The sequence below is a fragment of the Pantoea sp. Cr_R13 genome (assembly GCF_029222565.1).
Classification (GTDB): domain Bacteria; phylum Pseudomonadota; class Gammaproteobacteria; order Enterobacterales; family Enterobacteriaceae; genus Pantoea; species Pantoea eucalypti.
Genome location: NZ_JARHXL010000013.1, coordinates 264,117 through 283,801, shown reverse-complemented (window position 1 = coordinate 283,801; position 19,685 = coordinate 264,117). Strand labels below are relative to the sequence as shown.

The 19,685-nt window shown below is 54.2% G+C and carries 18 protein-coding genes and 1 riboswitch; of the genes, 10 read left to right on the top strand and 8 right to left on the bottom strand.

Features of this window, described 5'->3' with window-relative positions; translation table 11 throughout:
- Positions 1 to 74: 74 nt before the first annotated feature.
- The gene (locus P2R09_RS09050) at positions 75 to 761 is read left to right on the top strand and encodes a GntR family transcriptional regulator (protein ID WP_275768930.1); all 687 of its coding nucleotides are present in this window, start codon (positions 75 to 77) and stop codon (positions 759 to 761) included.
- Positions 762 to 812: 51 nt separating this feature from the next.
- On the opposite strand, the gene thiD is transcribed toward P2R09_RS09050, so the two are convergent.
- Together thiD and thiM are read right to left on the bottom strand one after the other, a co-directional pair.
- Entirely contained in the window at positions 813 to 1,613 is an 801-nt protein-coding gene (gene thiD / locus P2R09_RS09045) for a bifunctional hydroxymethylpyrimidine kinase/phosphomethylpyrimidine kinase (RefSeq protein ID WP_275768928.1), read from the bottom strand.
- A complete protein-coding gene (gene thiM / locus P2R09_RS09040; RefSeq protein WP_275768926.1) occupies positions 1,600 to 2,397 on the bottom strand; it encodes a hydroxyethylthiazole kinase in 798 nt (265 codons plus the stop codon). Before thiM ends, thiD begins: the two co-directional genes overlap by 14 nt.
- A 34-nt stretch (positions 2,398 to 2,431) precedes the next feature.
- Positions 2,432 to 2,532, bottom strand: a riboswitch (TPP riboswitch).
- 307 nt (positions 2,533 to 2,839) lie between these two features.
- On the opposite strand from thiM, the gene P2R09_RS21595 reads away from it, so the two are divergent.
- Positions 2,840 to 3,037: a hypothetical protein gene (locus P2R09_RS21595; RefSeq protein WP_345799223.1), complete on the top strand. Its 198-nt coding sequence runs from the start codon at positions 2,840 to 2,842 to the stop codon at positions 3,035 to 3,037.
- A gap of 98 nt (positions 3,038 to 3,135) precedes the next feature.
- The gene (locus P2R09_RS09035) at positions 3,136 to 4,095 is read left to right on the top strand and encodes an AEC family transporter (protein ID WP_078804587.1); all 960 of its coding nucleotides are present in this window, start codon (positions 3,136 to 3,138) and stop codon (positions 4,093 to 4,095) included.
- Between the two features lie 63 nt (positions 4,096 to 4,158).
- Here P2R09_RS09035 and ahpF read toward each other — a convergent pair whose 3' ends face one another.
- On the bottom strand, positions 4,159 to 5,724 hold the full coding sequence (gene ahpF / locus P2R09_RS09030) for an alkyl hydroperoxide reductase subunit F (RefSeq protein ID WP_275768924.1): 1,566 nt from the start codon (positions 5,722 to 5,724) through the stop codon (positions 4,159 to 4,161).
- Positions 5,725 to 5,795: 71 nt separating this feature from the next.
- Positions 5,796 to 6,359: an alkyl hydroperoxide reductase subunit C gene (gene ahpC / locus P2R09_RS09025; protein ID WP_004571255.1), complete on the bottom strand. Its 564-nt coding sequence runs from the start codon at positions 6,357 to 6,359 to the stop codon at positions 5,796 to 5,798.
- A gap of 247 nt (positions 6,360 to 6,606) precedes the next feature.
- Here ahpC and P2R09_RS09020 point away from each other — a divergent pair, with 247 nt between their 5' ends.
- Positions 6,607 to 7,062, top strand: a complete 456-nt coding sequence (locus tag P2R09_RS09020; protein WP_275768922.1) for a GNAT family N-acetyltransferase — start codon at positions 6,607 to 6,609, stop codon at positions 7,060 to 7,062.
- Here the strand turns inward: P2R09_RS09020 and apbC are convergent.
- On the bottom strand, positions 7,059 to 8,171 hold the full coding sequence (gene apbC / locus P2R09_RS09015; protein ID WP_004571253.1) for an iron-sulfur cluster carrier protein ApbC: 1,113 nt from the start codon (positions 8,169 to 8,171) through the stop codon (positions 7,059 to 7,061). The two genes, P2R09_RS09020 and apbC, sit on opposite strands and share 4 nt — an antisense overlap.
- Positions 8,172 to 8,347: 176 nt before the next feature.
- On the opposite strand from apbC, the gene metG reads away from it, so the two are divergent.
- The 6 genes from metG to sanA all read left to right on the top strand — a co-directional run bounded on the left by metG (position 8,348) and on the right by sanA (position 15,521).
- Complete coding sequence (metG, locus tag P2R09_RS09010; RefSeq protein ID WP_275768919.1) at positions 8,348 to 10,381, top strand: methionine--tRNA ligase; 2,034 nt, start codon at positions 8,348 to 8,350, stop codon at positions 10,379 to 10,381.
- Between the two features lie 229 nt (positions 10,382 to 10,610).
- Complete coding sequence (locus tag P2R09_RS09005) at positions 10,611 to 11,003, top strand: CidA/LrgA family protein (protein ID WP_275768917.1); 393 nt, start codon at positions 10,611 to 10,613, stop codon at positions 11,001 to 11,003.
- Complete coding sequence (locus P2R09_RS09000) at positions 10,996 to 11,688, top strand: CidB/LrgB family autolysis modulator (RefSeq protein ID WP_004571249.1); 693 nt, start codon at positions 10,996 to 10,998, stop codon at positions 11,686 to 11,688. Before P2R09_RS09005 ends, P2R09_RS09000 begins: the two co-directional genes overlap by 8 nt.
- Before the next feature lie 120 nt (positions 11,689 to 11,808).
- The gene (gene cdd / locus P2R09_RS08995; RefSeq protein ID WP_275768914.1) at positions 11,809 to 12,699 is read left to right on the top strand and encodes a cytidine deaminase; all 891 of its coding nucleotides are present in this window, start codon (positions 11,809 to 11,811) and stop codon (positions 12,697 to 12,699) included.
- Positions 12,700 to 12,968: 269 nt separating this feature from the next.
- Entirely contained in the window at positions 12,969 to 14,666 is a 1,698-nt protein-coding gene (locus tag P2R09_RS08990; RefSeq protein ID WP_004571247.1) for an NAD-dependent malic enzyme, read from the top strand.
- Between the two features lie 135 nt (positions 14,667 to 14,801).
- Complete coding sequence (sanA, locus tag P2R09_RS08985; protein ID WP_275768910.1) at positions 14,802 to 15,521, top strand: outer membrane permeability protein SanA; 720 nt, start codon at positions 14,802 to 14,804, stop codon at positions 15,519 to 15,521.
- Between the two features lie 547 nt (positions 15,522 to 16,068).
- On the opposite strand, the gene mglC is transcribed toward sanA, so the two are convergent.
- The 3 genes from mglC to mglB form a co-directional block, all read right to left on the bottom strand.
- Positions 16,069 to 17,079 (bottom strand): galactose/methyl galactoside ABC transporter permease MglC, encoded by a 1,011-nt coding sequence (mglC, locus tag P2R09_RS08980; RefSeq protein ID WP_003854114.1) that lies wholly within the window; start codon positions 17,077 to 17,079, stop codon positions 16,069 to 16,071.
- Positions 17,080 to 17,098: 19 nt separating this feature from the next.
- Positions 17,099 to 18,619: a galactose/methyl galactoside ABC transporter ATP-binding protein MglA gene (gene mglA / locus P2R09_RS08975; RefSeq protein ID WP_003854115.1), complete on the bottom strand. Its 1,521-nt coding sequence runs from the start codon at positions 18,617 to 18,619 to the stop codon at positions 17,099 to 17,101.
- Positions 18,620 to 18,687: 68 nt separating this feature from the next.
- Positions 18,688 to 19,683: a galactose/glucose ABC transporter substrate-binding protein MglB gene (gene mglB, locus P2R09_RS08970; RefSeq protein ID WP_003854116.1), complete on the bottom strand. Its 996-nt coding sequence runs from the start codon at positions 19,681 to 19,683 to the stop codon at positions 18,688 to 18,690.
- Between the last annotated feature and the right edge of the window lie 2 nt (positions 19,684 to 19,685).

Genomic DNA, 19,685 nt, shown 5'->3' with positions numbered 1-19,685 from the left:
GACGCAGCGCGCTGATTAGACTGGCACTTTCCCATCGCGCTGGCTTTTGCCAGCCGTAATATGGATATTGCTGCATGTCGATCGCCTATACCATTACGACCAGCGAACCGGTAAATCAGCAGATTTACCGGTATCTGCGCAAAGATATTGTCACCTGCGCAATTCAGCCAGGCTCGCTGCTTTCTGAAAAGGAAGTGTCCGCGCGCTTCAACGTTTCACGCCAGCCGGTGCGCGAAGCGTTCATCAAGCTGGCTGAAGCCGGACTGGTACAGGTATTGCCGCAGCGCGGCACCTTTGTGCGCAAAATCTCCGCTAAGCGGGTAGCGGATGGTCGCTTTATCCGTGAGGCGGTGGAAGTGTCGGTGGTTCGTCGCGCGGCGCTGGAGATAGACGATTCGGCGCTGATGGCGCTGGAACATAACCTCCAGCTGCAGCGTATGGCCGCTGAGCGCCATGACAGCCAGGCTTTTCTTACGCTGGACGATGAGTTTCATCGCCTGATCGCTGAAAGTATCGACTGCAAGCTGGCCTGGGAGACGGTGGAGAACATCAAAGCGGCAATGGACCGCGTGCGCTTTCTGACGCTGAGTGAAGTCTCGCCGCCAGAAAAGCTAATTGAGCAGCATGAAGAGATTTTTGCCGCGCTCAAGGGCCATGACGACAATGCTGCCGAAGCGGCGATGCGTCGCCACCTGCAGGAGATGATCTTCTCAATCACTCCCATTGCCGAGCGTAACAGCGCCTGGTTTGAAGCACCCTAATCGCTCATCAGCCGCACCGCCTGAATGTCAGGCCGGTGCGGGTCTTCGCCGTCACCACCATTGATGAAAATGGTGAACCGGCCCGATGCCCTTCCCGACCTCCAGCGTATCTGCCATTAACAACGCCTGTTGTAACCAGTTTTTGGCTTCCCCAATCGTCTCTGCCCAGTCAGCATGACGCGGACGCAACGCGGCCAGGGCGGCCGACAGCGTGCAGCCGGTGCCATGGGTGTGACGGGTATTGACACGAGACGTGCTGAATCGCTGCTCAGTGGAATGCGTGATGAGCCAGTCCGGGCTCTCCGCCGCTGTAAGATGGCCGCCTTTCATCAGCACAGCCTGACAGCCCAGCGCCAGCAATGCCCGTCCCTGCTCGCGCATCTCCGCTTCATCGCTGGCGACAGCACAATCGAGCAACGCCGCCGCTTCCGGCAGATTCGGCGTGATCAACGAGACCTGCGGCAATAACAGCTCACGTACGCTGGCCACGGCGTCTGGCGAGAGCAGCGCATCGCCACTTTTTGCGACCATCACTGTATCCAGTACCACAAACGGGATATCTGCCTTTCTCAGCCGGGCAGCAACCTGCTCCACAATGGCCGTTTCTGACAGCATGCCAATTTTTGCGCTGTCGATGCGCACATCACTCAGCACCGAATCGAGCTGGGCGGCAACAAACTCAGGTGCAATCCGGTAAACAGACTGCACGCCTTGCGTGTTTTGTGCCACCAGCGCGGTTATGACACTGGTGCCATAGGCGCCCAAAGCCGAGAAGGTTTTCAGATCGGCCTGAATGCCTGCCCCGCCGCTGGGATCGGTACCGGCAATCGTCAGGGCATTAATGCGCTTCATTGCGCACCTCCAGCGTCCAGAGTGCATCAATAAACGCGTTGGCAAAACTGCCCGGCCCGACAGACTGCGGTGCTGCCTTTTCCCCCGCCAGGGCCATGACCTGACAGGCGGCCGCGACATTCATTAAACGATCACCCGGCAGACTACTGAAGCCCGCTACCACGGCGGAAAGTGCACAGCCGGTGCCCACCACCCGTGTCATTAACGGGCTGCCACCGCTTATGGCGAGGATCCGCTGACCATCCGTGGCGTAGTCCACTTCACCGGTGACGATCACCAGCGTATTCCAGGTCTCAGCAAGTTTCTGTGCTGCATCAATTGCCGTATCCGCCTGATGCAGTGTATCAACGCCCCGCCCGCCGCTGGCCTGCTGTGCCAGCGCCAGAATCTCTGATGCATTGCCGCGGATCACCGCCGGTTGCTGACTCAATAACTGCTGACAGAAGTCACTGCGTAGTGTCAGCGCGCCGACCGCAACCGGATCGAGTGTCCAGGGTGTGCCCGCCAGATTAGCGGCAGTGATGGCAGCCTGCATCGCCTGCTGCCGTTCGCGGGTTAACGTGCCCACATTAATCAGCAGCGCATCGGCCAATTCACTGAACTGTGCCGCCTCCTCCGGATCGATCACCATCGCCGGTGAGGCATTAAGTGCCAGCAGTACATTGGCGGTGAAGTTCTGAACCACGTCATTGGTCATGCAGTGCACCAGCGGTGACTGACGGCGGAAAGTGTGCAGGATGGGCGCGAAGTGCGCGGCAGAAAGGTGTTGAGATTGATGTGTCATCGTAGCTCCCAACCGGCGAACAAGAAGGCGAATGCGGTCAGGCATCAGACTTCCCTACGCTGGCATTATCCAGTTCAGGTCAGCGGGTTTTTCTCAGCCCTTTCCGTGTGGAAAGCGGCACCCCGAGTCGTGTTACGGCTTGCAGCATAGGAGAGCTATACGGTGAAAGCAAGCGACACCTGTCGGGGAAATAATCCGTGCTGAAACAATTCATATGATCCCGATCAACGCCTTAGGTCACAAAAAAAGGCTTAATGCTGCGGGTTAACGAAATACCTCTTTATAGTTAGCTTTATTTATCCCCCTGACAGGAAATATTTCCTGCAGTGTCTCTGACTGCATAATAATAATTAACCTGCTTGCAGCATCATCGTAAAAAATATTTTATTTCATGAGGTTAGTTGCCTCCTGAAGCGGAACTTCATACTATTCAGGATGTATGATGCGATTTTTAGCGCTTATTCCACACCGTCATCGATGGCAGGATATTATTATTGAACGTCAGGGCGCCGTCGCACCCAGTGGCAGATATTATTTTTCAACCTATATTTCCGCACGCTGCTCAGCCTGTAACGAAATAATCCATCGCGTCTATTATCGTGATATCACCGATGAACAGGCGCGTCGCTGGTTAGATTAGTCGCCCTCACGGCGGAGGGTTCAGACACCGTTGCAGTTAACAGTTAGTTAGCAATTTGTTAGTCTGGTAACTAATCATCGCCTGATCAGACGCCCTCTATGCCACTGCTGTTTGAAAGCTTAAGCCATCAAATTTATCTTTCTGCCCCGCTGTTTATCCTGATCTTACTGGGATACTGCCTGACACGCCTCGGAAAATGGCCTGCCAGCATAAGCGAAGGGATGAACCGCTTTGTGTTTAACGTTGCGCTGCCCTGCATGCTGTTTCGGGTAATGAGTACCTTCTCACAAAGTCCGCCGGTGGATGCGCGCCTGTTACTGGCCTTCTTCGGCAGTTGCCTGCTGGTGTTTATCGTGGGGCGACTGCTGGCAACAAGGCTGTTCGATCTGGATGGCGTGGCGGCTTCAGTCTTTGCCCTGGGCGGTATCTTCTCTAATAACGTGATGCTGGGGATCCCGGTGGCCACCGTGTTACTCGGGCCAGAAGCGCTGCCACCGGTGGCACTGGTATTGGTGTTTAACAGCCTGATCCTGTGGACTTTACTGACCGTTTCAGTCGAGTGGGCGAAACAGGGCAGCTTCTCGCTGAATGGCCTTTGGCGCACATTGATCGGTGTGCTGAAGAATCCGCTCATCATCGGCATTCTCAGCGGTACAGCCTGGAGTTTTCTGCAACGCCCGTTGCCGCAGCTGGCCGCTGAACCATTAAAGATGCTGGCCTCGCTGGCCGCGCCGCTGTCGCTGGTCACGCTGGGCATGAGCCTGGCGCACTATCGGGTGCGGGACGGCTTAAAAGAGAGCTATACCATTTGCCTGCTGAAGCTGGTGCTGCAACCGATGACGGTATGGGCTATCGCGTGGCTGACCGGTCTGCCTCCGCTGGAGAGTAAAGTGGTAGTCCTGCTGGGATCAATGGCGGTGGGAGTAAACGTTTATCTGATGTCGCAGAAGTTTAATGTCATTACCGGCCCGGCGGCGGCCAGTATGCTCTTTTCTACGGTGTTTGCCGCGGTGACGACGCCGATATGGATGATGCTGATGACGCTGGCGGGCTATTAACAGACTAAAAAAAGCCCCTCAGCACGAATGCTGAAGGGCTATTGTCTGACTGACTAAACGTTATTAAGCCGATTTAGTGCGAATCAGATAGTCAAAAGCGCTCAGTGAAGCTTTTGCCCCTTCGCCGCTGGCAATAATAATCTGCTTGTACGGCACGGTGGTGCAGTCGCCCGCCGCGAACACGCCTTTCAGGCTGGTTTCGCATTTACCATCGATGATGATCTCACCCATTTTATTGCGCTCAACCGCGCCTTCCAGCCACGGGGTATTTGGCAGCAGACCGATCTGAACGAAGATACCAGAGAGCGGCAGCTCATGGGTGGTCTGCGTCGTACGGTCAAGATAGTGCAGGCCGGTTACTTTAGTGCCGTCGCCTTTCACTTCGGTGGTCTGCGCGTTCAGGATGACATCAACGTTCTTCAGGCTACGCAGTTTATCCTGCAGCACCTGGTCGGCACGCATCTCACCGGCAAACTCCAGCAGCGTAACATGTTCAACGATACCCGCCAGGTCAATGGCCGCTTCAACGCCGGAGTTTCCGCCGCCGATCACTGCCGTGCGCTTGCCTTTAAACAGCGGGCCATCGCAGTGTGGGCAATAGGTGACGCCTTTGGTGCGATACTCTTCTTCACCCGGCACACCCATGTTGCGCCAGCGTGCGCCGGTCGCCAGAATGATACTGCGAGACTTCAATACTGCGCCGGAGGCAGTTTCGATGGCATGCAGTCCGCCCTCTTTCGCCGCCGGGATCAGTTTGATGGCGCTCTGGCTTTCAATGACATCCACATTGTAATCATCAACGTGTGCGCGCAGTGAACCTGCCAGTTTCGCGCCTTCGGTTTTCGGTACGGAGATGTAGTTTTCGATATCCACCGTATCCAGTACCTGGCCGCCAAAACGTTCGCCCATCAGGCCAGTACGGATACCCTTACGCGCTGAGTAGATGGCTGCCGCTGCGCCCGCCGGGCCACTGCCGATAATCAGGACTTCATAGGCGTCACGCTTGTTCAGCTCTTCCGCTGCACGTTTATCCGCGTTGGTATCTACTTTGCTGACGATTTCCGCCAGGCTCATGCGGCCCTGACCAAACTCTTTACCATTCAGGTAAACCGCTGGCACGCCCATCACGTTGCGTTCCTGAATCTCGTTCTGGAACAGGCCACCGTCGATAGCAGTGTGGCTGATGCGCGGGTTAATCACCGCCATCAGGTTCAGCGCCTGGACGACGTCCGGGCAGTTATGGCATGAGAGTGAATAATAGGTTTCGAAATGGAAGTCACTGTCCAGCGCGGCGATCTGGTCCAGCAGGCTCTGTGCTTCTTTAGACGGATGCCCACCGGTCTGTAACAGTGCCAGCACCAGTGAGGTAAATTCGTGACCCAGAGGTGAACCGGCAAAACGCGGGCCGCTGTTCGAACCTGGGTTGGTGATCAGAAATGAAGGCTTACGCACCTGACGATCGTTCTCTTCGCGGAAGCTGACTTTGTCAGACAAGCCGGCAATATCAACCAACAGTTCACGGATCTCGGTTGATTTTGCACCCTCATCCAGGGTGGCAATCAACTCAACAGGTTTGGTTAATTTCTCAAGGTACGCCTTGAGCTGGGTTTTCAAATTTGTGTCGAGCATAGTGATATCCTGGTCAAAAAATCGGGTGCCGCAGCACCCGATTGGAGAATGATCGAAAGAGCGAAGCGGGATTAGATTTTGCCAACCAGGTCCAGAGACGGAGCCAGTGTTGCATCACCTTCTTTCCATTTAGCCGGGCACACTTCACCTGGGTGAGAAGCCACGTACTGAGCCGCTTTCACTTTACGCAGCAGGTCAGAGGCGTCACGGCCAATGCCTTCAGCAGTGATTTCGATTGCCTGGATTACGCCTTGCGGGTCAACGATGAACGTACCACGGTCAGCCAGACCTTCGTCTTCACGCATGATTTCGAAGTTACGGGTCAGCGCGCCAGTCGGGTCACCGATCATTGTGTATTTGATCTTCGCGATGGTGTCTGAAGAACCGTGCCAGGCTTTGTGGGTAAAGTGGGTGTCGGTAGAAACGGAGTAGATGTCTACGCCCAGTTTCTGGAACTCTTCATAATGGTCAGCCACGTCGCCCAGTTCGGTCGGGCAGACGAAGGTGAAGTCAGCTGGATAGAAGAAGAACACACTCCATTTACCTTCAACGTCTTTCTCGGTTACGTCGATGAATTCGCCGTTTTTGAATGCTGCGTTTTTGAACGGCTTAATTTTGGTATTGATAATAGACATCTGGTGGCCTCCGTTAAAATATGTGATGCAGGTTACATAATTTTCGGGCCAACATCTAATATGCGGACGTTATCAATCTGATAAACGAAAGCTATCAAACGCTGAGAGCCTGATGCTCTCTGGCCCGGCAGGCAGTGTACAGCGATTTACGTGACATTTAACCCGCTTTATCTTTTACGCGATCTTTTAGGCACGTCTCCCCTAATCACTGCTAGTTTTGTAAGACCAGATGATAAGGAGCTGAGCCGTGGAGATTCGTCCGTTTACTGAAGCCGACCGTCCTTTCCTGCGTACGCTGTTTCTGGCAGCGCGACGACATAACTGGCGCTGGCTGGAGGGCAGCGAGTGGCAACTGGAAGATTTTGATCGCGTTATTCTGGGGGAGACCGTCCTGGTTGCGGAGGCTGATGGCCATCGGGTCGGCTTTGCGGGCCTGCTGGAGAATGACAACTTCCTGCACAGTCTCTATGTAGATCCAGACTGGCAGGGGCGCGGCGTGGGCAGCGCGTTGCTGGAGGCGGTAGAGGCGCGTTTTACCTCAACCGGCGCGCTTAAGTGCCTGCAGAAGAACAAAGCGGCGCAGGCATTTTATCTGAAGCATGGCTGGAAGATGATTTCACAGGGCGAAGGCGAGCACGGCGGTTATGTGCTGATGCACTACCCGCTGGCCTCACAATACGCTAGCGGGTCGGGTCGGGCTTAAAGCGCGCGGAAGGCGATATCGCCAGGGATGACTTCGCCTTGCCAGTAAAGCTGAGCCGCGACGCGTCCGGCCAACTGGCGATACAGCGTGGTAAACTCACTATCGGGCCGGCGAATCACTGTCGGTTCACCTTCATCAAGATCTTCGCGCAGGTCAATGTGCAGTGGCAACTGGGCCAGCAGTTGCGTCTGGTAATCTTCCACCAGTTTCTGCGCGCCGCCGGTGCCGAAAATCGGCTCGTGGAAGCCACACTGGCTGCAGACATGCAGGCTCATATTCTCTACCACGCCCAGCACCGGCACATTGACCTTTTCAAACATGACCAGTCCTTTACGGGCATCAATCAGGGCGATATCCTGCGGCGTCGTGACCACCAGCGCACCGGTTACCGGCACGTTCTGCGCCAGCGTCAGCTGAATGTCGCCAGTGCCGGGCGGCATATCCAGCACCAGATAATCCAGCTCAGGCCACAGGGTCTCATTCAGTAACTGCATGAGCGCTTTACTGGCCATGGGTCCGCGCCACACCATCGCATTGTCATCCGTGACCAGATAACCAATGGAGTTGGTGGCCAGCCCATGTGCCATGATCGGCGCCATATGGGTCCCATCCGGCGAAGTTGGCCGCTGGTCCTGAGTCCCAAGCATGTTCGGCACAGACGGGCCGTAGATATCAGCGTCAAGAATGCCGACGCGCGCGCCTTCAGCTGCCAGCGCCAGTGCCATATTTACGGCGGTGCTGGATTTACCCACGCCGCCTTTGCCGGAGCTGACCGCAATAATGTTTTTAACGCCGTTAACGCCCGGCTGGTTTTTCACCCGCTTCAGGGTGGCGATATCGTGGCTGAGCCGCCAGTCGATGGCACGTGCGCCGGTCTGACGCAGCAGGTCGGCGCTGACCTGCTCTTTCAGGGCGTCGAACCCGCTGGCCCACGCAAACGGCATCAGCAGTTCAACATGCAGCGTACCGTCAAGCTGCGCCACGTGATGCAGCGCTTTCAGCGAGGTGAGATTCTGTTTAAGGGTCGGATGCTCAAAGCTTCTCAATACGCCCGCTACGATGGCGCGCAGGCCCTCTGGCGTATGCGGTTCCCGGGATTGTACTGTCATCCCCTGCTCCTTATTTCTGCTGTGCTTACGCTGTGTTTCAGCGATGTATTGTCAATGATATCAGATGCTCGTGGATCTGCGGCGACTGGCGGGGTGAATCCCTTATGTTTACGCAGGAGAAGCCATCAGTTACCATCTAAGCCCGTTTTTTCAATCAACAGAAAGCTACGCAAACTATGACTCAAGTCGCTAAAAAAATTCTGGTAACGTGCGCACTGCCTTACGCGAACGGATCAATCCATCTCGGCCACATGCTCGAGCATATCCAGGCAGATATTTGGGTGCGTTACCAACGAATGCGTGGCAATCAGGTTTATTTCATTTGCGCCGATGATGCGCACGGCACGCCTATCATGCTGAAAGCTCAGCAGCTGGGCATTGCGCCGGAGCAGATGATTGCAGAAATGAAAAGCGAGCATGAAGCCGACTTTGCCGGTTTCAACGTCAGCTATGACAATTATCACTCCACTCACGGCGATGAAAACCGCGAGCTGTCTGCGCTGATTTACGGCCGCCTGAAAGAGAACGGTTTTATTAAAAACCGCACCATTTCACAGCTTTACGATCCGGAAAAAGGGATGTTCCTGCCGGACCGTTTTGTGAAAGGCACCTGCCCGAAATGTAAGTCACCTGATCAATACGGCGACAACTGTGAAGTCTGCAGCGCGACCTACAGCCCGACCGAGCTGATCGATCCGAAGTCTGTGGTCTCCGGTGCGACGCCAGTTCTGCGCGACTCTGAGCACTTCTTCTTTGATCTGCCGTCCTTCAGCGCCATGCTGCAGGCGTGGACCCGCTCCGGTGCGCTGCAGGATCAGGTGGCGAACAAAATGCAGGAGTGGTTTGAGTCAGGCCTGCAGCAGTGGGATATCTCCCGCGATGCGCCTTACTTCGGCTTTGAAATTCCGGATGCACCAGGCAAATACTTCTACGTCTGGCTGGATGCGCCTATCGGCTACATGGGCTCGTTCAAGAACTTGTGCGACAAGCGCGGCGACATCGACTTCGACGAATTCTGGCGTAAAGACTCCACCACCGAGCTGTATCATTTCATCGGTAAAGATATCGTCTATTTCCATAGCCTGTTCTGGCCAGCGATGCTGGAAGGCAGTAACTTCCGCAAGCCGAACAATCTGTTTGTACACGGCTATGTCACCGTTAACGGTGCCAAGATGTCGAAGTCACGCGGTACCTTTATCAAAGCCAGCACCTGGCTGCAACATCTGGATGCCGACAGCCTGCGTTACTACTACGCGGCGAAACTCTCTTCACGTATCGACGACATCGACCTGAATCTGGAAGATTTCGTCCAGCGCGTAAATGCCGACATCGTCAACAAAGTGGTTAACCTGGCGTCACGTAACGCAGGCTTCATTACTAAACGCTTTGACGGCAAACTGGCGGCAGAACTGGCCGATCCGGCGCTCTATCAGACCTTCGTTGATGCGTCAGAGAAGATTGGTGATGCCTGGGCTGCGCGCGAATACAGCCGTGCTATCCGTGAAATTATGGCGCTGGCCGACCTGGCGAACCGTTATGTCGATGAGCAGGCTCCGTGGGTGGTCGCGAAGCAGGAAGGCCGTGATGCCGATCTGCAGGCGATCTGCTCAATGGGCATTAACCTGTTCCGCATTCTGATGACCTGGCTGAAGCCGGTGCTGCCGTCACTGAGCGCCCGTGCAGAGGGCTTCCTGAACTGTGAATTGAGCTGGGATGCCATTGCGCAGCCACTGCTGGATCATCAGGTTGCGCCATTCAAAGCACTCTACAGCCGCATTGAAATGGCGAAGGTTGAGGGACTGATTGAAGCCTCAAAAGAGGATGCTGCCGCAGCAAGTGCACCAGCCGCAACCGGTCCGCTGGCAGATGCACCCATTGGTGACACCATCACCATCGACGATTTCGCCAAAGTGGATATGCGCGTTGCACTGATCGAGCAGGCGGAACGGGTGGAAGGTTCGGACAAGCTGCTGCGTCTGCAACTCGACCTGGGCGGTGAAAAGCGTCAGATTTTCTCAGGCATCCGCGCCGCTTATCCTGATCCCTCTGTGCTGGTCGGTAAAATGACTATCATCGTGGCCAACCTGGCGCCGCGTAAAATGCGCTTCGGCATCTCCGAAGGCATGGTGCTGTCAGCGGGTCCGGGCGGGAAAGATCTGTTCGTGTTGTCCGTTGATAGCGGTGCTGTACCGGGCATGCCGGTTAAGTAAAGGTCTGCACTCTGCGGTTTAAACTACAAAGCACACTGCCGTTCTGAAACCCTTCGTGCCTTAGCTCTGGCGCGAAGGGTTTTCTCTTCTCTGTTCCCACGACTACCCAACCTCTCCTTTTCTTTCCCGGCACGCTTCACCCGGCACTGCCCTGTACCCATAAGTGTGATCGCTAGCACGCTAAGCGGTTAATGCGTATGATGAAGCTCAGTGAAAACAGGAGCCTGCCATGCTCACCGTGCTGTCTGTCTGCGGACATTATCTTCGCGCTTTTATCATCATTTATCTCTGCTTATACGCCGGTATCGGTATCGCCTCGCTGCTGCCTATCAAAATGCCCGGCAGCATTCTGGGGATGTTAATTCTGTTTGCCCTGCTTGCGTCACAGATTCTGCCAGTCAACTGGGTGAAGCCGGGATGCCATCTGCTGATTCGCTATATGGCGCTGCTGTTTGTGCCGATTAGCGTCGGGGTAATGAGCTACACCGATATTCTTACCGCGCAGTTCGGCCCTATCGTTGTCTCCTGCGTCGTCAGCACCCTGCTGGTCCTCTCCATTGTTGGCGTAAGTGCCCACAAGCTTCACAGCCGCCGTCCGGCCGGGGAGTCTGCTGATGAGTGAAATATGGTGGTCGCTGCCATTAACCCTGGCCGCCTTTTTTCTGGCGCGCAAGCTGGCGATAAAACTGAAGATTTCGCTGCTTAATCCGCTGCTGGTGGCGATGGCGATCATTATCCCGATACTGCTGCTGTTACAGCTGCCCTACTCGCGCTATTTCGCAGGCAGTGAGATTCTCAATCAGCTGCTGCAACCGGCCGTGGTTGCGCTGGCATTGCCGCTGTATGAGCAGATGCACCAGATTCGTGCCCGCTGGAAGTCAATTATCGGCGTCTGCTTTATTGGCAGTGTGACCGCCATGAGTTCAGGTACTGCCATTGCTCTGTGGATGGGTGCCACGCCCGAAATTGCTGCGACTATCATGCCTAAATCCGTGACCACACCCATCGCGATGGCTGTCTCCGGCTCGCTGCATGGTATCCCTGCTATCAGCGCTATTTGTGTACTGATTGCCGGGGTGCTGGGTGCGGTGTTCGGGCACACGGTACTGAATCTGCTGGGCGTGAAGTCTAAAGCCGCGCGCGGACTGGCAATTGGTAATGCGTCACATGCCCTGGGCACAGCACGCGCGGCCGAGCTCGACTATCAGGAGGGCGCCTTCAGTTCACTGGCGCTGGTGATCTGCGGCATCATCACCTCACTGCTGGCGCCCTTTATTTTTCCGCTCCTGCTGCACTGGTTTGGCTGAAACTTTGCGATAGATCTCGCAAAGTTGAAACATGCAACACAGGTTACATTGTCAGAGCGATGTGGATCACATATAAACCGGTGACTGGCACATCGCCCTGCTGAATTTAATGAGGCTCACATGCAATCCCGTTTCCTCTCCGCTTTTGAGGCATTGCCGTCAACGCTGCAAACTGCACTTGCTCCCCTGCTGAACGATGCTGACTTCAACGCCGTGCTCAGCGCCGACCAGGTCGCCTCGCTGCAACAACAGACCCAGATGGATGCCGATGCACTGGCGCTGGCGCTGCTGCCTCTGGCGGCGTCCTGTGCCGTTGCTACCGTGTCGCATTTTAACGTCGGGGCGATTGCCCGTGGCGTCAGCGGCAACTGGTACTTCGGGGCCAACATGGAATTTGTCGGCACGGCGATGCAGCAGACGGTTCACGCCGAGCAGAGCGCCATTACCCATGCATGGCTGCGTGGTGAGCGCCAGCTTGAGACGATAACCGTTAACTACACGCCGTGCGGGCACTGCCGTCAGTTTATGAACGAGCTGAACAGCGGCACCAGCATTCGTATCAGCCTGCCAAAGCGCGCGATCAGCACCCTGGCCGACTATCTGCCCGATGCCTTTGGCCCACGCGATCTCGACATCACAACCTTCCTGATGGACGAAGTTGATCATGGTTACGTGGCCGTGGGCGATGAACTGGTACAGGCCGCAGTGGCCGCCGCCAATGCCAGCCATGCGCCTTACAGTCAGTCACACGCTGGTGTTGCCCTGCTGACCCAGGATGGCGCGATTGTCGCGGGTCGCTATGCGGAAAATGCCGCGTTCAACCCAAGCTTCCCGCCACTTCAGGCGGCGCTGGTCTTGCTGAACATGCAGGGCGGCGATGTTCATCAGATAAAAAAAGCGGTTTTAGCCGAAGTAGAAAATGCCACGTTAAGCCAGTTCGCCGCCACACAGGCAACACTTGAGACATTTGGCTGCAGTGAGCTGCTGCAGGTGACGCTGTACAAAGCATAACCCGCTGTCAGAGAGGCCACAGTTTTGTGAGCTTTTATGAACAAACGCTGTACTTCTGCGGGAAATTTCATAGGATCTGGCGCCAGAATTCACGTGATCACAAATTACTCTGAATAATTCAGGTTGCAGGATGGCACCGCGGTCGTGAATCTTTCTGGAGCGGTTCCCCTGCCGCTGCCGGGCCTGCAGTCTGAGCTATAACGGGTAAGAAAACTGGCGCTACCTTTCCGGCGTGACGCCAGACAACACTGTAACCGGAGCATCACTGCATGGAACTCGACTACGAAAGTAAACGCCCGCTGTATATCCCTTATGCTGGCCCGATTTTGCTGGAATTTCCCCTGTTAAACAAAGGCAGCGCCTTCAGTATCGAAGAACGTAACGAATTCAACCTCAATGGTCTGCTGCCAGAAGCCGTAGAATCGATTGAAGAGCAGGCGCAGCGTGCCTGGCGTCAGTTCCAGGACTTCAAGAACAATAACGATAAGCATGTCTACCTGCGCAACATCCAGGACACCAACGAAACGCTGTTTTACCGCCTGCTGGATAACCATCTCGAAGAGATGATGCCGATTATCTACACCCCGACCGTTGGCGCAGCGTGTGAACACTTCTCTGAAATCTACCGCCGTGCGCGTGGCGTGTTCATCTCCTACCCAAACCGCGACCGCATCGAAGATATGCTGCAAAACGCCACCAAGCAGAATGTGAAGGTGATTGTGGTGACTGATGGCGAACGTATTCTGGGCCTCGGCGATCAGGGCATCGGTGGCATGGGTATCCCGATTGGTAAGCTTTCGCTCTATACCGCCTGTGGCGGCATCAGCCCGGCGTACACGCTGCCGGTTGTGCTGGATGTAGGCACCAACAATCAGCAGTTGCTGAACGATCCGCTCTACATGGGCTGGCGTCACCCGCGCATCACTGGCGAAGAGTATGATACGTTCGTGAATGAGTTTATTCAGGCTGTTAAGCGCCGCTGGCCGAAAGTGCTGCTGCAGTTTGAAGATTTCGCCCAGAAGAATGCTATGCCGCTGCTGAACCGCTATCGCGATGAAGTCTGCTGCTTTAACGACGATATTCAGGGCACCGCCGCCGTGACCGTTGGCACGCTGATTGCGGCCAGCCGCGCAGCCGGTAGCCGCCTGTGCGAGCAGAAGGTGGTGTTCCTGGGTGCCGGTTCTGCGGGTTGCGGAATCGCTGAACAGATCATTGCGCAGATGAAATCAGAAGGTCTGAGTGATGATGAAGCGCGTGGCCGGGTAATGATGGTGGATCGCTTTGGTCTGTTGACTGATAAGCTCCCTAACCTGCTCGACTTCCAGAGCAAGCTGGTGCAGAAAAGCGAAAACCTGCAGACCTGGGATATCACCAATGATTCCATTTCGCTGCTGGATGTCGTACGCAATGCGAAGCCCGATATTCTGATTGGTGTCTCCGGCCAGCCGGGTCTGTTCACTGAAGAGATCATCCGCGAGATGCACAAGCACTGTAAGCGCCCAATCGTGATGCCGTTGTCGAACCCGACATCACGCGTGGAAGCCACACCTGCGGATATCATTGCCTGGACTGATGGTGCCGCGCTGGTCGCCACGGGCAGCCCATTCTCACCGGTGAGCTGGAATGGTAAAACCTATCCGATTGCGCAGTGCAACAACTCCTATATCTTCCCGGGTATTGGGCTGGGTGTGATTGCGTCAGGGGCCAGCCGCGTTACCGATACCATGCTGATGACCGCAAGCCGTGCGCTCGCCGACTGTTCACCACTGGTGAATGAAGGCGAAGGCCCTGTGCTGCCTGAGATTAAAGATATTCAGGGTGTGTCGAAAATCATTGCGATGGAAGTGGGTAAAGCGGCTCAGCTGGCGGGTGTCGCCGTAGTGACCTCAGAGGATGTGTTGTCACAGGCTATCGCCAACAACTTCTGGCTGCCGCAGTATCGTCATTATCGTCGTACCTCGATTTAACCTTCAGACTGCCGGATCGCAGGCGATCCGGCAGTGTTCAAAAATAGCACAGCCAGCCGGCAGTAACTTGCTTCACTGCGACAGCTCAAGTAGCCTTGTCCCATCTCAACATTCTGACATCGAGTCTCCAGGCGCATGCTGAAACGCGTTTTCATTGGTCTGCTTTTCATCATCTTACTGATGATGGCAACGGCGCTCGGCCTTGATCGTTGGATCAGCTGGAAAACTGCGCCTTTTATCTACGAAAATGTCGCCTCTTTACCACATCGTCAGGTTGGCGTGGTGCTGGGTACGGCTAAATATTATCGTACCGGCGTCATTAATCAGTATTACCTCTATCGCATTCAGGGTGCGCTGAATGCCTACAACAGCGGCAAGGTCAATTACCTGCTGCTGAGTGGTGATAACGCGCTGCAAAGTTATAACGAGCCGATGACCATGCGACGTGATCTCATCAAAGCTGGTGTTGATCCGGCTGATATCGTGCTCGATTATGCCGGGTTCCGCACGCTGGATTCGATCGTTCGCACTCGCAAAGTGTTTGATACCAACGATTTCATTATTATCACGCAGCGGTTTCACTGTGAGCGTGCGCTGTTTATCGCCTTGCAGCTGGGTATTCAGGCGCAGTGCTATGCGGTGCCCTCACCGAAAAACATGCTCAGCGTGCGCTTCCGTGAAGTCGGTGCCCGACTGGGCGCACTGGCGGACCTCTTTCTGCTCAAGCGTGAACCTCGCTTCTTAGGTCCGCTGGTACCTATTCCCGCCGTACGCGATGTCCCTGAAGATGCGCAGAGTTACCCTGCAGTGACGCCGGAGCAGCTGCTGGAGCTGGAACAGAAGCTGCGGAAATAGCTGGCGCTCAGCGGCTTTTTTTAGCTTCGCTGAAATCGTTGTTAGCACTTTGCTGCGGTCTGGTAGTGTCGTGCATGGCTCAGGGAGCATACGCCTTTCGCAAAGACGCAAAAGACGCCATCCCCGGCATGCTCAGCGCGGGTGATTACGCAGCTCATCCCTGAGGTGCGCCCGTAACCGGGCCAACGCGTTGCGTTGTTCAGAAACGCTCCCGGCGTTTTGTTCATGGCCCGCGATGCTCCGCTGCAGGCGTATGCTTCCATCGCTTTGGCTCGCTTAGCCGTCTGTTTGAATTCCCTGAGGCTTAGGCGAATCTCACAGCAATAAACAAGCTGAACGCGTAGGGAACAGGGTCAGAAGAGGAAAGCGTCCCGCGTCAGGGACGACGCGGGCCGAGCGTGTCACGGATGACGGCCTTTGCGACTTTCCGATCTGACCCTGTTCCCTTCGCAGACTCAATCTCACAGCAACGACCCCATAGCAGCTCCCCCTTGACTCCCCATAAAAAAAGCGACCCGAAGGTCGCTTTCTTAGCGTTGAATCAGACTTACTTCTTACGAGAATATTTCAGTGAATCCAGCGCAACGGCGAAGATAATGATGCCGCCTTTAATGATGTACTGCCAGTAAGGGTTGACGCCGATATAGGTCAGACCGTAGTTGATAACGGTGAAGATCAGTACACCGGTCACAACGCCCGCTACGCTACCCACACCACCGGCGAAGGAGACGCCGCCAACCACACAGGCCGCAATCGCATCCAGCTCATACATAAAGCCGAGGTTGTTGGTAGCAGAACCGATACGACCCGCTTCCAGCATCCCGCCGAAGGCGTAGAACACTCCTGACAGGGCATAGATCATGATCAGGTTCATCGGGACGTTCACGCCTGACACTTTCGCCGCTTCCGGGTTACCGCCGATAGCAAAAATGTTTTTGCCGAAGCGGGTTTTGTTCCACAGCACCCAGACGAAAATAATGGCAATCACAGCGTAGAACGTGATGAACGAAAGTTTGAAATCACCAAAGCGCAAGAAGCCCTGGGTAAATTTCGAGAAGCCTGCGTCAAAACCGGCAATCGGTGATGCACCAACAAAGTCATAATAGAGTGAGTTGATACCGTAAACGATAATCATGGTGCCCAGCGTGGTGATAAATGGCGTTACCTTCAGGTAAGCAATAATCACACCGTTGACCAGACCAATCACACCGCCGATGATGCACACGGTCAGAATAACCAGTGGAATCGGCACGGTATCCAGCGTCGGGAAGACTTTGTTCGCGTTATCCATCGCCTGCAGCAACGTCGCGGCGACTACCGCAGCCAGACCAACCTGACGTCCGGCTGACAGGTCAGTACCCTGGGTCACAATCAGACCCGCCACACCCAGTGCAATAATAATACGCACTGAAGATTGGGTCAGAATATTACTCAGGTTCATTAAACTTAAGAACGATGGATCCTGGAAAATAATAATAGCCAGCAATACCAGCAGAACGACGTAAATGCCGCCCTCTTTTAACCAGGTTAGCGCATTCTTTTTTGTGGTCGCTTTCATGTTAACAGCCCTTGCTTCATTAAAGGTGTAATGACGCTAAACGCAATATTTCGTTCTGCGTGGTCGTTTTGGTATCAACTATGCCTGCTACCAGTCCATTACTCATTACCAGAATACGATCGGTAATGCCTAACAGCTCCGGCATTTCAGAAGAGATAATAATGATGCCCTTTTCTTTTTTCGCCAGCTCAGCAATCAACTGGTAAATTTCGAATTTTGCACCAACATCAATACCGCGAGTTGGTTCATCAAGCATCAGGATTTCAGGCTGGGTCAATAACCAGCGGCCAATAATCACTTTTTGCTGGTTACCGCCCGAAAGCGAACCAATTTGAGTATGGTGGCCTGGTGTCTTAACGCGCATAGAATCGATCACCCACTGGGTATCACTCTTCATGCGTTTATTATCCAGCAGCCCCATACTGTTTTTATATTTTTTAATATTGGAAATAAGCGAGTTAAAACCAATATCCAGATAAGCATAAATACCGGTTGAACGACGCTCTTCCGTCACCAGCGCGAAACCGTGGTTAATGGCTTCGTTGGCGCTGTGATTATTAATCGGTTTACCATGCAGTTTAATGGTGCCGCCCGATTTTTCGCGAATGCCAAACAGCGTTTCGACGATATCGGTACGTTTGGCGCCCACCAGCCCGGCAATGCCGAGTATCTCCCCTTTACGCAGATCAAATGAGATGTCACGAATGGATGGCTGACGCAGCGACGTCAGATTGCGCACCTCAAGAATCGTCTCGCCTGGCACGTTGGTACGGTCAGGGAAACGCTGGTTCAGTGAACGGCCGACCATCATAGCGATGATCTTATCCATATCCAGCCCTTCCAGCGGCTGAGAGGTAATCCACTGACCATCACGCAGAATCGTGATCTCATCGCACAGCTGGAAAATCTCTTCCATCTTGTGCGAAATATAAACAATGCCGCAGCCGCGATCTTTCAGTTTGCGAATAATCGTGAACAGGTGATTAACCTCTTTCTCAGTCAGCGAGGAGGTCGGTTCATCCATAATCACAATTTTCGCGTCGTAAGAGAACGCCTTGGCAATTTCAATCATCTGCATCTGAGATACAGAAAGATTGGCAACTTTGTCGCGCGGATCGATATCGATATCCAGCTCGTCAAAAATCGCTTTTGTATCCTGATACATTTTATCCTGATCGACAAAAAAGCCTTTGCGCGGATAGCGCCCAAGCCACATGTTGTCCATCACGGTACGCTGCAGTACCAGGTTTAATTCCTGATGCACCATCGAAACGCCATTTTCCAGCGCCTCTTTGGAGCTTTTATAATCGATCTCGTTACCCTGAAACAGGATACTGCCGGTATCTTTTTTATAGATACCAAACAGGCATTTTAATAATGTGGATTTCCCGGCACCGTTCTCGCCCATTAATGCATGAACAGAGTGAGGCCGCACTTTCAAATTAACATTATCTAACGCTTTAACGCCGGGAAATGATTTTGAAACATTCGTCATTTCCAGCAAATATTCTCGCTGCGCGGTCGTGTTATCACTGGCCATATTTTACCTGGCTAAAAAACGGTGGTGACATAAAAAAGGCGCGACCGCGGTCGCGCCCGTAATCGATCTTATTTCACGAACTGAGACAGATTTTCTTTATCAACCGGCACGTAAGGAACGCGGACGATCTTATCAACCATCTTGAAGTTAGTGCCGTCAGTTGCCGCTTTGCCGTTCGCCAGGTTATTGGCAATATCCAGCGTCGCTTTCGCCTGGTTTTCCGCATCGTTCAGCACGGTACCGGCCAGCGCACCGGATTTAACCAGCGCCAGCGCTTCTGGCAGGGCATCGACGCCGAACACAGGGATTGACGTCATGTTGTGCGCTTTCAGCGCTTCAACCGCACCCATTGCCATCGCATCGTTGTTGGCAATCACCACTTCGATTTTTTTGGCGTTCGGGCCTGACAGCCACGCATCCATCTTATCTTTAGCCTGCGCGGTATCCCACATGGCCGTATCCATTGCTAACTGCTGGGTTTTCAGACCATCTTTGTTCAGGGTGTCGATCACATATTTGGTACGGGCTTCTGCATCAGGATGACCCGGCTCGCCTTTCAGCAGCACGAACTGGATGGTACCATCTTTGTTCAAATCCCAGGCTGGCGTCGCTTTCCAGTGTTTCTCGATCAGCTGACCCTGAATGATGCCGGACTCTTTAGAGTCGGTACCGACGTAGTAGGCTTTGTCATAACCAGCCAGCACTTTGGCGTTCGGTTCTTTGTTGAAGAAGACAACCGGCACATCGTTAGCACGCGCTTTGTCTACGATCACCGCAGCGGCAGCCGGGTCAACCAGGTTAATCGCCAGCGCTTTCACGCCTTTTGCCATCAGCACGTCAACCTGATCGTTCTGTTTGGACTGGTCGTTCTGTGAGTCATTCATCAGCAACTGTACGCCACCGATCGCTTTCGCTTCTTTCTCGATGTCTTTACGCACCATTGACATGAAGTTGTCATCGTATTTGTAAATGGTCACGCCGATACGGGTGTCAGCTGCGTGAGCGGTTGCACCAAACATCATGCTGGCAACCAGTGCTGTAAGCGTGAAAACCTTCTTATTCATGG

Bases quoted from the DNA above. Each gene is read 5' to 3' on its own strand.
- mglC (WP_003854114.1), bottom strand. From the start codon at position 17,079: ATGAAAGCGACCACAAAAAAGAATGCGCTAACCTGGTTAAAAGAGGGC.
- mglB (WP_003854116.1), bottom strand. From the start codon at position 19,683: ATGAATAAGAAGGTTTTCACGCTTACAGCACTGGTTGCCAGCATGATG.
- ahpC (WP_004571255.1), bottom strand. From the start codon at position 6,359: ATGTCTATTATCAATACCAAAATTAAGCCGTTCAAAAACGCAGCATTC.
- thiD (WP_275768928.1), bottom strand. From the start codon at position 1,613: ATGAAGCGCATTAATGCCCTGACGATTGCCGGTACCGATCCCAGCGGC.
- P2R09_RS09000 (WP_004571249.1), top strand. From the start codon at position 10,996: ATGAGTGAAATATGGTGGTCGCTGCCATTAACCCTGGCCGCCTTTTTT.
- P2R09_RS08990 (WP_004571247.1), top strand. From the start codon at position 12,969: ATGGAACTCGACTACGAAAGTAAACGCCCGCTGTATATCCCTTATGCT.
- mglA (WP_003854115.1), bottom strand. From the start codon at position 18,619: ATGGCCAGTGATAACACGACCGCGCAGCGAGAATATTTGCTGGAAATG.
- thiM (WP_275768926.1), bottom strand. From the start codon at position 2,397: ATGACACATCAATCTCAACACCTTTCTGCCGCGCACTTCGCGCCCATC.
- P2R09_RS09035 (WP_078804587.1), top strand. From the start codon at position 3,136: ATGCCACTGCTGTTTGAAAGCTTAAGCCATCAAATTTATCTTTCTGCC.
- apbC (WP_004571253.1), bottom strand. From the start codon at position 8,171: ATGACAGTACAATCCCGGGAACCGCATACGCCAGAGGGCCTGCGCGCC.
- P2R09_RS09050 (WP_275768930.1), top strand. From the start codon at position 75: ATGTCGATCGCCTATACCATTACGACCAGCGAACCGGTAAATCAGCAG.
- cdd (WP_275768914.1), top strand. From the start codon at position 11,809: ATGCAATCCCGTTTCCTCTCCGCTTTTGAGGCATTGCCGTCAACGCTG.
- ahpF (WP_275768924.1), bottom strand. From the start codon at position 5,724: ATGCTCGACACAAATTTGAAAACCCAGCTCAAGGCGTACCTTGAGAAA.
- metG (WP_275768919.1), top strand. From the start codon at position 8,348: ATGACTCAAGTCGCTAAAAAAATTCTGGTAACGTGCGCACTGCCTTAC.
- P2R09_RS21595 (WP_345799223.1), top strand. From the start codon at position 2,840: ATGCGATTTTTAGCGCTTATTCCACACCGTCATCGATGGCAGGATATT.
- sanA (WP_275768910.1), top strand. From the start codon at position 14,802: ATGCTGAAACGCGTTTTCATTGGTCTGCTTTTCATCATCTTACTGATG.
- P2R09_RS09005 (WP_275768917.1), top strand. From the start codon at position 10,611: ATGCTCACCGTGCTGTCTGTCTGCGGACATTATCTTCGCGCTTTTATC.